We start from the raw sequence: 12501 nt of genomic DNA on the forward strand, positions 1-12501 counted from the left end.
TTGCGGTCAACAAAACGGTCATGACCGTTTTGTTTGGACGGGCACGGACAAGCCAATTAGCAAAGGAAGGGTTGGGGCCATATCACTCTATGTACATATGTTAGAGGGGAGAGGTGAGGAAGAAAAATGGCCTATCCTTCTGACAGTCAATTCATCCCGTTTATGCTCGGGGGAAGTCCATTCGTAGACGTCCCGAACGATGAAAGTCCCGGCTCTGTCGACATGGTAGGAAACGCTACGTTTCCCGTTGCCTTTTTGGCTTATGATGGAACGTATCTCTACTTTCGGTTGAGAGTCAATGAAGATCCAAGAAATTCGCAAAAAACAGGGTTTCAAAACTTTGCTTGGGGATATTTGATCAATACAACCGGAGTGGCTGGCACATACCAATGGATGTTGGGCGTGCAAGGCTTGCGCAACCGAGTTGCCTTGATTCAAAACACCATTGTTGAATTTAACTCCTGGAACGATCCGGCAGAGGGCACAAACGGCAGTGGAGCACCCAACTGGCAAGCGCCGATTATCAATTTTGACACGGCTCGTGTGCGGCTGACGAATGACGGCTCTAATTTTAGCGGCACTCCTGATTACTTCATCGATCTCGTCATGCCGGCTGCTACTTTTTTTTCCACGATCGGTGTTACCTCCCTTACTTCCATTCGCTTCCTCCCTTTTACCTCTGCAAATGACAATAATTACAACAAAGACTCTCTGCGAATCAGTGAAGGCTTTAGCTTTGAAAATTCCTTGAGCAATACGACTACGGTGGCGACAGGAGACGTTCGGGCTAGCCTTGCCATCGATAAGCAAGTAACAGCAGGACCAACAGTGGTTACAACAGGACAACTATCGCAATGGACGGGATCGATCACTGTTACCAATATCGGGAAGAGCCAGGCAACGACAGTTGTTGTCAACGATTTGATCGAGCTGGATCAGGTAACGGCTTTTACGGTGAACGCAACAAGTATCGGCTCTGTCATCTACAATCCCCTCACGAAGGTGCTCAGCTGGACGATTGGCAATTTGGCCGCAGGTTCTACTGCCAGCTTGTCATTTGCGGTCAGTGGGGTTTTCACGGTCTCTCCCGGCGGAACACGGCGCTTAAACACAGCGACAGTCACTGGCGTAGACAGCTTTTCTGGCGGGAGGCTTTCTCCTGTCCAGGATAATATTGTCATCACGGTTAACTTGGCTGGTAGTGTGGCTGGCGTGGTGCTTGACCAGTCCACGAACTTGCCTGTAGCAGGTGCGCAGGTCGCGCTGTATGATTCGATTCCCGTATTACTCGGAACGACGACGACAGACACAGATGGTGCCTATTCGTTTACTGGATTGGCTCCTGGTCTGTATTCTGTGTTGGTGACCGCGCCAACTTATAACGCCAAAATCCAATTCGTGAGCGTTTTGGCAGGGCAGACCACAAGAGCAGACATTTTGCTTCCTCCGAGTCCGGGTCAGGTGAACGGGACGATAACAGATACCGGGTTGGCCCCCATCTCAGGGGCAGTGGTAAAGCTCATTAATACGACAGGCGTGACTGTAAACCAGGCAGTGACTGGGGGAGGGGGGACTTACCAGTTTACCAATGTCGTGCCGGGTGCCTACACCCTTGCAGTCAGTGCAGATACATTCCAGCCAGCAACCGTTGCAATCAATGTCATTCGAGCCCAGACGACTACACAAAATGTAGCACTCCAAACATCTATTGCAAAGCTCTCCGGACTGGTAACAGGTCCTGGTAGCATACCAATCGCCGGGGCATTGGTGGAAGTGCTGAATCAGACAGGGATTACGCTAACAGAAACGACAACAGATGGAGCTGGCACGTATCTGTTGACCAAGCTCGCAGGAGGTATTTATCAAATCCGCGTCAGTGCCGCGGGCTTTTCCACACAATTAGCTGGAATCAGTCTGCAAGCGGGCGATGCCAAGGTACTTCATTTTTCTCTTACGACTGCATTTGGAACGGTAAGTGGAACCATTTCTGATGCGCAAACGGGTGAAGGAATCCCAAATGCAAGCATCAAGGTGGTATCTCGCTCAGGGATTGCAGTAGGAGAGACAGTAACCGACGCGAATGGAGACTACGCTTTATCCTTGCTTGGTCCGGAAAACTATGTCCTTACGGCTGCTGCAGAGGGGTATGCGGGCAAAACAGTTGGGATAGGGATCAATGCTGGGGCTACTACACCAGTTGACCTCCAATTGGAAAAACTGGCAGGGGTATTGAACGGGACTGTCTCGGACACAGGCAGCAATCCGCTTGGTAATGCTACTGTCATTGTTATGAAGGGAATTGTTCCTGTAGCGCAGACCATTACCGACAGCGCTGGCACCTTTTCCTTTCCACACTTGGCCCCAGGCACGTATACCGTAACCGCTTCGGCTTCTGGTTATTCCACTATTGTGTTGGGGGCAACTGTGCAGCCTCAGGAAATATCGTCCCTTGCTTTTGTCCTACAAGCTTCTCCGGGATCAATCGCAGGACAGGTGGTCGACAGCGGCAATCAGCCGATTCAGGGTGCCGCTGTGATCGTAAGGGATAATACGGCAGCAGGTGCTGTTGTCGCTACTGTATTGACTGATGGGAACGGACAGTATGTGGTACCTAATCTGCTACCCCAGGCGTACGTTGTCATCGTATCTGCTCCGAATAAAACGACAGTAATCACAGGGGCAATCGTCACCTCATTAACGACAACAATGGTGAATGTGCAGCTGGCAGACTTGCCGGGAAGCATTTCAGGTTCGGTTTTTGATGCTACCTCTGGTCTGCCGATCACTGGTGCTTCGATAGCGGTTAGCGTGTTGAACCAAGCAGGGGCAATCGTCGCCCATGCAAATAGCGATCTGTCGGGCAATTACCAGATCACAGGGCTTGCACCCGGAGTCTATACCATTACGGCTCGTGCAACCAATTATGAAACAAACAGTGCTTCCGCTACTGTACTTGCCAACACAAATACGCCTGTCAGCTTGGCGTTGTTTGCGAGTCCGGGTGAGATCCAAGGGCAGGTGCTTGCTGCAGGGACACTGCAGCCGATTGCTGGTGCACAAGTAAATGCACTCGATTTCAATGGCTCCGTCGTGCATTTGGTATATAGCGATAGTCAAGGAAGCTTTGTGATCACGGGCTTGGCGCAAGCTCAATACGTTATCAGTGCTTCGGCGGATGGTTTTCAGTCCAATCATGTCGGAGCCATTGTATTCGCGAATACAACTACTCCTGTCCAGGTTCAGCTCAATCAGGATTTCGGCACTATTAACGGTACAGTATCTCCTGTCGTACCGGGAACGACCATTCAATTGTTTGATAACAATAACCTGTTGAAAGATACATTCGTCGCAGATGGAAATGGGGCATTATCATTTTCAGGGGTCGCACCAGGCTCTTATATCCTTATCGCTACCGCTCCAAGCTACGCTGTTCAATCTGTTGGGGCGATCGTACAGCCTGGGCAGACGACCATCGTTTCCTTTTCGCTTATCCCGAATCCGGGCAGTATTTCTGGAACGGTGCAAGACACGGGTATGCAGCCGATTGTCAATGCTGTTGTTCGTATTCTGGATTTGAATGAGACGACAATAGGCTTTGGGTATACGGATTCAAACGGGGCCTATACAATAGGCAACCTGCCTGCCGGATCATTTGTCGTAGTGGCAAGCGCCCCCGAATATGTTACGGGCTCGGTTGGTGTTACTCTTGGACCTGGTGAAAATAAGACCGGAGTAGACTTTGATCTTGAGGCGAATGCAGGCGGGATTAGTGGGCAGGTGACGGACGCAACGAATCCTGCGGTATTTATTGCAGGCGCCGTTGTACTGATTCGTTCCATAAGTAACGGAAATGTAGTGGCTACAGCAAGTACCGACCAGACGGGCAGCTATTTGATTCAACATCTGTTGCCGGGGGCTTATACCGTCACAGTTAGTGCGCCTAGCTATGCAGATCAATCAGTAGGGGCCAATGTAGTCAGTGGAGAAACGACAGGGGCTAGTGTGGCGCTCTTTCCTTTGCCTGGGTCCATCGTGGGCAGTGTCATAAATAGCTTGGGTGTACCAGTTACGGGAAGCGAAATCAGCGTCAAGCTGTTGGATAGCAATCAAGCCGTCAAACAGAGCTTGCTCGCGAATGAATCGGGCGTATTTTTCATTGGGAGTGTCTCTCCTGGCGTTTACACCGTGATCGCATCAGCGTCTGGCTATGCCGTAGGCAGTATTGGCGTGATCGTTGTAGCCAATACCGCAACTCCGACAACTGTCACGTTACCTGACTTGCCAGCGGCTATTTCGGGTGTAGTGACTAATCAGATGACGGGATTCGGGATTCCGGGAAGCACCGTGCTCATTACGGATGGACATGGCGTTGTGCTTGCTCAATTATTGACAGATAATCAAGGCAATTTTTTGGCAGAGAAGCTTCCGCCGAGTGTTGTAAATGTAACTGTTTCTGCGCCGAACTTTGTATCCGTCTCGCAGGCGGTTATTTTGCAAGGGGGCATTACCACCACCTTTCAGCAGGCATTAGTTCCCAATCCCGGGAGTTTATCCGGCGTTGTGACTGATCAGGAGACGGGCTTGCCGATCATTGGAGCAACGGTAATCGTCTTCGACAGCACTCGTGCCGCTGTGGGCTCCGTTCTGACAGATGCAACGGGAAGCTTTTCGCTTGATAGGCTGGCTCCTGGAGGGTACACCGTCAATGTCAATGCAACTGGATATGCAAGGGATGTAGCTGGCGCACAAATACAAGCAGGGGCGGCGTCCGTATTAAGCTTTGCGTTAAACGAGTTGCCCGGTGGGATTGCTGGTACAGTGCGAGACGAAGGTACAGCTTCACCGATTGCCGGTGCGGTCATTACGGTTCGACAAGGAAGTCCGTCTGGAACGATACTGGCTATTGTCCTGACGAATGCACAGGGCCAGTATATGGTGAGTGGACTGTCTTCTGGGAGCTATACACTGATCGCGAGTGCGACGGGTTTCGCTGCTGAGGCTTCAACAGCTATGGTCGGATTGGGAGCGACTACCGGACTTGATTTTTCTTTGTCGAGTCTACCAGCAAATGTCACAGGAAAAATTAGTGACGCCATTCTCGCCACACCCTTGCCGAATACGCTCATCCGTTTGCTGGGCAACAATAACACGATTCTCTTTGCAACGCAGACAGACGCCCAGGGGATATACTTCATGAATGGATTTGTGGCTGGAAATTACACCATTTTGGCAAGGAACGAAAGCTATCAGAGGGAGAGTGTTTCCTTTGATGTAGCCGCTGGAGGAACAGCTACAGTCAATATCCCACTGGACCCGAATCCTGGTGATTTGCAGGGCACCGTCAGAGATGCGCTTGATGGCACGCCACTGGTAGGGGCGGAAGTATTGATCTATTTTCCGGGCACAAACAATTTGTTATCACGGACGATTACGGACGGTCTCGGTCAGTTTAAAATCGACGGCTTAGCGCCATTAACTTATACGCTTGCGATAAGCGCTCAAAACTACACCACACAGCCTGTTGGTGCGACGATTTTTTCTGGACAGACGACTGCAATTGAAGTGGGGCTCCCTCCCTTTCCAGCTACTGTAACAGGTCAGGTACAGGCTGCTGGTGGAGCTGTCGTTCCCAAAGCATTGGTGCAGGTGAAGGATTCACATGGAACATTGTTCGGCAGTGCAATTACAGATGACGTAGGCCATTTCTCAGTTGGTAACCTGCCACCTGGGACGTATTTGATTAGCGCAAGTGAAAATAGCTACGCAACAGCAATACAAAGCATAACAGTGCCAGCTGGACAGACAGTAAGCGGAGTTATTCTCACGATGTCTCCTCTTCCAGGCAACATTTTCGGACAGGTGACCAATCAGTTGACGGGACTCCCGATCACAGGGGCGGCCGTTGCGATTCAGCTGTTTGCAAACGGCTTGTTTGTTGCCAACACCGTTACGAACCAGAGTGGGCAATTCCAGGTGAAAGGCTTGACGGCCGGAGAGTACAATGTCATCGCAAGCGCAGATGGCTTCGGTACACATTACAGTACAGTTACGGTAGCAAGCGGGCAGACGACCGTGGCGACAGTTGAGCTATTGCCATTCGTCGGAACGGTATCAGGGATTGTCCTCTTGCCAGACGGAAATCAAGCCAGTGGTAACAATATTCAATTGTCGCTATTCCATTCAAAACAGATTCGGCTGCAAAATATCCTGGCTGAGCCGGATGGCACATTCCATTTTGTCAATGTCGCTCCGGGGACGTATACCGTTATCGGGACCATCCTGGGCATTGGTACCGGCCAGGCAGAAGCAGTCGTTTTGCCGAACCAAACAACCTTTATCATCATCCGCCTTTCTCAAACGGGTACGATACAAGGAACGGTTCGATCTGGTTTAACAGGCTTGAAAATTGCTGGAGCGACCGTATATGTGCAAACGGTAAATCAATCGAACAGAACCACTGTGGTCGTCCAAACAGACAGCTTTGGCAGGTACAAGGTGACTGGTCTTGCTCCTGGCACCTACTTGGTTGTAGCCAATGCGATGGGGAGTGGAGAAGCGAGAGGGACAGTAACGCTAGGCACAGGGGATATCGTGACGCTCGATCTAGTTCTAGTTCCAGCAGCCATGAGCGGATCTTTTCGAGTCGCAACATGTCCGACCATTTTGTTTACCCCATTTTGATGATTTGGAGAATTGCTCCACTTAAAAATATAAATATGGCGGATAACTCCTTTTTTGGTATAATAGCTGTAGAAATACGGCTATTTTGTTTTGGGTAAAAACAAGGGGGAGCGGGCCATATGATGAAACAGCAGGAGGAGCTGTCCCATCCATTGACAGCTACCATCACGAAGACAAATACGCTTTTGCATATTCAGAGTCTCCTTCCCTCCTTTACGAAATCGGAGCAAAAGGTTGCCCATATTGTCTTACAGCAGACAGACAGCGTGATTTATTCATCGGTGATTGACCTTGCCGAAAAGGCTGGAGTGGGTGAGACGACCGTTTTGCGATTTTGCAGGAAAATAGGCTTCCATGGCTATCAGGAATTCAAACTGGCATTGGCGCAGGAATTGGTCAATCCGGTCAAAAACTTGCATGGCGAAGTAGGAGAAGACGATTCGCTGGACATCATCACGCACAAAGTAACCGCAACCAACCAACAGGCGATTGGGGATACCTCGGCGCTGTTTCAGCTCGAACAGCTGGAGCGCTGTGTAGACCTTTTGCAAAAAGCAAACACGATCCATTTTTACGGGGTAGGCACGTCTGCGGTAACAGCCCAGGATGCCAAGTACACGTTCTTGCGGATTGGGCTTCGCGTGGACGCTTTTAATGAATCGCATCTGCAAGCGATGGCTGCAGCGACTCTGGGACCGGGGGATGTCGCGATCGGTTTGTCTGTATCAGGCAGTACGAAAGACACGATCGATTCATTGAAGGTCGCCAAACAGGCAGGCGCAGCTTGCATTTGTCTGACGCACTATCGACGCTCGCCGATTACGAATGTAGCGGACATTACGCTTTTAACCGCAGCGCAAGAAGGTCCGTTGCAGGGGGGCTCTCTCGCAGCGAAAATTGCACAGCTGCATGTACTGGATGTTATCAGTACGACAATCACGATGCGCAACAAGGAAAAGGCCCTTTTATATAAAGAGAGAACAGCGAAGGCTGTCCTAGAGAGAAAATACTAAGTGGTAGTTCAAAAAGTCGTCTTTTGATCATGGAGTAGTACAGGGAGCGAATTCGACTTCGAAATTGGCGTTCACCTTCGAAGTCCGGTGCTCATGTAGTTTACCTACACTCCGCTCCTCCTTCTTCAGGTTCTCGCCACTTTCTAGATGCTGAAAAGACGACTTTTTGAACTTATTTTTATATGAAATAGGAGTGGTTGGAAATGAAGCTCGTGATCGTGAAAGATTACACGGAGCTCAGCAGAAAAGCTGCTGAAATGCTCGTAAGCGAAGTAAAAGCAAATCCGAAGACCGTCCTTGGCCTTGCAACCGGAGGCACGCCAGTAGGGATGTACCGTGAGCTGATCAAGCTGTCGCAAGCACAGAGCATCGATTATTCGCAAGCGAGCAGCTTTAATCTGGATGAATACGTCGGACTTTCTTCGACTCATCCGCAAAGCTATCGCTCGTATATGGAAGAAAACTTGTTCAATCACATCAACATTCCTGTGGAGAAAACACATGTGCCAGTTGGGAATACGACAGATCATTTGGCAGAGTGTGCACGCTATGAGGAAGCGATCCGATTGGCGGGCGGGATTGATATCCAGGTGCTGGGGATCGGCAATAACGGCCATATTGGCTTCAACGAGCCTGGCTCTCCTGCTGACTCATTGACGCGCGTGGTCCAGCTCACTGACAGTACGATAGAAGCAAATGCCCGCTATTTTGATAGTGTGGAACAGGTGCCGACTCAGGCGGTTTCCATGGGGATCAAGACGATTCTTGGTGCTAAAAAAGTTGTACTTCTCGCAAGTGGAGAGGCAAAAGCAGAAGCCGTGCGATTGATGCTAGAGGAAGAGCCTACGGCAGATGTCCCAGCCTCCTTATTGCAATTGCATAGAGACGTAACCGTTATTGTAGATCAGGAAGCAGCTAGCAAGCTGACCACCTCCATACTTGCAGGAACCAAACCAAGCGGCAGCTAATGTACCGCTTGGTTTTTCTTTTGCTTGTTCACCAATCTGTTCCGAATACGCACTTGTTCCTTATGCTATACTGGGAATGTTGCAAGAAGGTCACCAGATTTTTCTAAGGAGCTGATTTTAATGAGCGCAAACGAAGCGTTGCTTACATTAGAAGGTTGGTATACGTATCATAATTTCCGCACCATCAATTGGGAAAAGTGGAAAGCAGCGTCCGCAGCAGAACGCAAAGAAGCGTTGGACGAGCTGAATGCTTTGATCCGCACATGGGAAGCGAATGAGGGAGAGAACCAAGGAAGCACGGCTGTGTACTCCATTCTCGGACACAAAGCAGACCTTGTGTTCATGTTCCTGCGTCCAACTATGCAAGAACTCGATGAGATCAAAACAGTGTTCAATAAAACTCGCTTTGCTGCTTATACAGAAGCTCCTTATTCGTATGTATCCGTAGTAGAGCTGAGCAATTATGTAAATAGCCCAGGTGAAGATCCAAAAGCGAATCCGCATGTGCGCGACCGCCTCTATCCAATCCTGCCAAAATGGGAGCACATTTGCTTCTATCCAATGAACAAAAAGCGCGATCTGCAAGACAACTGGTACATGCTCTCCATGCAGGAGCGCCAAGAAATGATGCGCTCCCACGGCTTGATCGGTCGCTCCTACGCTGGTCGCGTGAAGCAAATCATCGGTGGCTCCGTTGGTTTCGACGATTGGGAGTGGGGCGTTACCCTCTTTGCCAACGATCCGCTGGAATTCAAGCATATCGTCTACGAAATGCGCTTTGACGAAGTGAGTGCGCGCTTCGGTGAATTCGGCAACTTCCTCGTAGGAAACATATTGAATGAAGAAACACTGGTGAAAAAGCTGGAAGTATAATCAACATGCCCAAAAATCCGCTGTGCGAGATCGTCGCATTGGCGGATTTTTTTATTTGAGCCTTTGTTATTCATAAATGGTAAAATAAGGTTGTTTGGAATTGGAGAGGAGAGGTTGATTTGTGTTAAAACGTACTAAATCGTGGGGACTTTCACTAGGAGTGTCATCTACCCTTTTGATGACAACTGTATTTGCTTCAGTAGGGGGAGAAATTCTGACGCCAGCCGTACATGCTGCCGAGAAGACGCTTTCGGAGAAAGAGGCAATCGCACTTGCCCAGAAGCAGTTGACGATGCTGAGCGAGTATAAGTTAAGAGATGCCCAATTCGTAGACGGCATTGAAATGTTATGGGGAAAATCCATATGGTATACCAGGTGGGATAAAGAAAATGGTGGAAGTTTAGGTGTGCAACAGGATGCAACGTCAGGAAAAATATGGAAATACGAGTATCTTGGGGAAGAACAGGACTTGGATGCAAATCAAAAGAAACTAACGGAAGATCAGGCGTTTCAAGTGGCGACTCAATTTCTTAAGCAAGTAGCGACAGAAGAAGAACGGAGCCGTGTATCCAAGCCCAATGAATATCCTGATTCGGACATTTTCTACACGCGTGATAAACAGGGAATAGATGTAAATTTTACTCGTATCGAAAACGGGATTCCTTTTCTGGAGAATGGGTTTCGACTGATAGTGGGTAATGATGGAGAAGTGATCTATTTTGAGCGGCGCTGGTCCGAGGGGAAACTTCCAGATGCTTCGAAAGTCATCAAGATAGCGGAAGCGGAGAAGAAATGGGATGAAGGGGCGTTTCCAACAAAGGATATGGCGTTCGTCTCTCGGAAGGAATCTGAACCATACCAGCTCGTGTATGAATTCCAGCGTAACGACCCCCAGTTTGTAGATGCCATCACAGGAAAGATGCTCGATTCGTACGGACAGGTTGCCAAAGAAAGGAAGATACAGCCGTTAGGGAAAACCGTTCCTCCATCCACCGCAGAAAGAAAGCTCATTACGAAAGACGAGGCGCAAAAAATAGCCGAGCAACAGCTCAAAAAGCTCCCTGGTACATATCTTTCGAATGGCAGGGTTATTGAATCAGGCTCAGGATCTGATCGAAAGGTCTGGTTTTTCGAGTTTACCTCCCAACCAAGGGAGGGAAAAAAGTCAGATACTGTGAAAATAGGGATTGACACCAGTGGCTATTTCGTCCAATACAACGTGAATCAAAAGACCAGGTTCAACGAAGAGAGCAAGAAAATAGAAAAGGGTATTACCTGGGTACAAGCACAAGAGAGTGCACGAAAGCTCGTACAAACATTCTACTCTGATCAGTTAGGAATAATATATGCGGTCGATTACGCTCCAAGTGAGGAAAGGATCAAAGAAATCTGGGAAAATGATGAACCGTATGAGATCGAATTTGGCTATCTGATAAACGGCGTACCGGCAGGCGATTCCAGCATCTTTCAAGTCAATGTCGACGCTGAGACAGGGGAAGTAGTGGATCTGTATAACCATCTGTATAACCTTGGACCTTCGGGTGATTCATCTCTTCCCAAAAATGAAGATGGTATCGATCTGAATGCGGCGAAAAAAGTCGTGAAAGAGAACAAGAAGCTCATGCTTACTTACTTTCAGCCAAAAGTAAGGGGGAGTAATGGAATAATGAAAATGCTTCAACAGCCACTCCTCGTCTATCGTTATGTGGGAGAAAAAGGGCTCGTCACAGCAGATGGCAAGTGGCACAGCTTTACCAAGGAACGAAAGCAGTAGCCGAGTGGGTGGCTCAAGCCAGACCGCATGAATACCCTTGCCGACATTCCTGCAAAAATTTATGAAACCTTGTCTTTGGTTCCCGGACACTTTTTGTTAAAGTAAACAGGAAAGCATTTTTGACAGCGGAGGGGAACAAGACTGGGCTTTCTCAAGTTTAAAATTGGTTATCGTACGTTAAAAACAGCCATTGGAACGGCTATCTCGATTCTGATCGCCCAGCAGCTAGGCTTGATGTTTGCTTCTTCTGCGGGGATCATTACGATCTTGTGTATTCAGGTAACAGTCAAGCAATCGTTTCAGACAGCATGGAATCGGATTCTGGCCAGTTTATTGGGTCTGGGAATCGGTGTTTGTCTGTTTTCCCTTATGGGCTATACGCCGATTGCCATTCTCCTTTTCATTTTGCTTTTCTTGCCGCTCGCCGTGCGTTTTGGCATTCAGGAAGGCTTCGTCAACAGCATGGTTGTGCTTATGCATCTGTATTCTTCAAAGAGAATCGATGGGATGCTATTGCTAAATGAGGTTGCTTTGCTCGTCATCGGTGTGGGTGTAGCCCTACTGGTCAATCTGTACATGCCGAGTCTCGATAAAGAGCTGAAAGGGATGCAAGTAAAGGTGGAGAAGCTGTTCAGCAAAATTTTGCGAGAGTTCTGCTACTACTTGCGTCACGGGGAAAGTGATTGGGACGGGAAAGAATTGATCGAAACAACCGGTGTATTGGAAACGGCAATTCGTTTGGCTTCACGAGATGTTGGCAATCGATTGGGACGTCGTCATGATTCGTACTACGAGTATTTTGTGATGCGGCAAAAGCAGTTCGAGTTACTGGAACGCATGATGCCAATCGTCTCTTCCTTGGACAATCAGGTGGCAGAGAGCCATCGGATCGCAGATTTTCTTGAGCGAATCAGTGCCTCGGTACATCCGGGCAATACCGCCTACCGCTTCATCGACCAACTACGTGTGATGCAAGAGGAGATCAAGGCAGCAGATTTGCCGCGAACGCGAGAGGAATTTGAGACGCGTGCCTCGCTTTTCTACCTTCTGGGGGAAATTGAGAGCTATTTGTTCATCAAGCATGAGCTAGGCAAGAACAGGGACGAAAAGGCACAGGTGGCAAAGAGTTAGCCAAAACAGTACGTAACAATGAAAGAGTTGTAGAACACCGAAGGAAGGGCTGCGAATACTT

General features: G+C 48.9%; 6 protein-coding genes. All 6 read left to right on the forward strand.

Going from position 1 to position 12501, the window contains the following annotated elements:
* Positions 1-126 precede the first annotated feature (126 nt).
* Positions 127-6681 (forward strand): carboxypeptidase regulatory-like domain-containing protein, encoded by a 6555-nt coding sequence (locus tag HP570_RS28305; RefSeq protein ID WP_173627879.1) that lies wholly within the window; start codon positions 127-129, stop codon positions 6679-6681.
* 119 nt (positions 6682-6800) lie between these two features.
* A complete protein-coding gene (locus HP570_RS28310; RefSeq protein ID WP_015892796.1) occupies positions 6801-7694 on the forward strand; it encodes a MurR/RpiR family transcriptional regulator in 894 nt (297 codons plus the stop codon).
* 203 nt (positions 7695-7897) lie between these two features.
* Positions 7898-8662, forward strand: a complete 765-nt coding sequence (gene nagB / locus HP570_RS28315; RefSeq protein ID WP_173627880.1) for a glucosamine-6-phosphate deaminase — start codon at positions 7898-7900, stop codon at positions 8660-8662.
* Positions 8663-8782: 120 nt separating this feature from the next.
* On the forward strand, positions 8783-9535 hold the full coding sequence (hemQ, locus tag HP570_RS28320; RefSeq protein ID WP_015892794.1) for a hydrogen peroxide-dependent heme synthase: 753 nt from the start codon (positions 8783-8785) through the stop codon (positions 9533-9535).
* Positions 9536-9656: 121 nt separating this feature from the next.
* Positions 9657-11309, forward strand: coding sequence for a YcdB/YcdC domain-containing protein (locus HP570_RS28325; protein WP_309139219.1), 1653 nt, complete (start codon positions 9657-9659; stop codon positions 11307-11309).
* 162 nt (positions 11310-11471) lie between these two features.
* Complete coding sequence (locus HP570_RS28330; RefSeq protein WP_301337221.1) at positions 11472-12440, forward strand: aromatic acid exporter family protein; 969 nt, start codon at positions 11472-11474, stop codon at positions 12438-12440.
* Positions 12441-12501: the final 61 nt, after the last annotated feature.

Source organism: Brevibacillus sp. RS1.1 (genome assembly GCF_013284365.1).
GTDB classification, from domain to species: Bacteria; Bacillota; Bacilli; order Brevibacillales; family Brevibacillaceae; genus Brevibacillus; species Brevibacillus brevis_D.

What these genes read in the sequence shown, in the direction of transcription:
- hemQ (WP_015892794.1), top strand. Translation starts at nt 8,783, where the DNA reads ATGAGCGCAAACGAAGCGTTGCTTACATTAGAAGGTTGGTATACGTAT.
- HP570_RS28310 (WP_015892796.1), top strand. Translation starts at nt 6,801, where the DNA reads ATGATGAAACAGCAGGAGGAGCTGTCCCATCCATTGACAGCTACCATC.
- nagB (WP_173627880.1), top strand. Translation starts at nt 7,898, where the DNA reads ATGAAGCTCGTGATCGTGAAAGATTACACGGAGCTCAGCAGAAAAGCT.
- HP570_RS28305 (WP_173627879.1), top strand. Translation starts at nt 127, where the DNA reads ATGGCCTATCCTTCTGACAGTCAATTCATCCCGTTTATGCTCGGGGGA.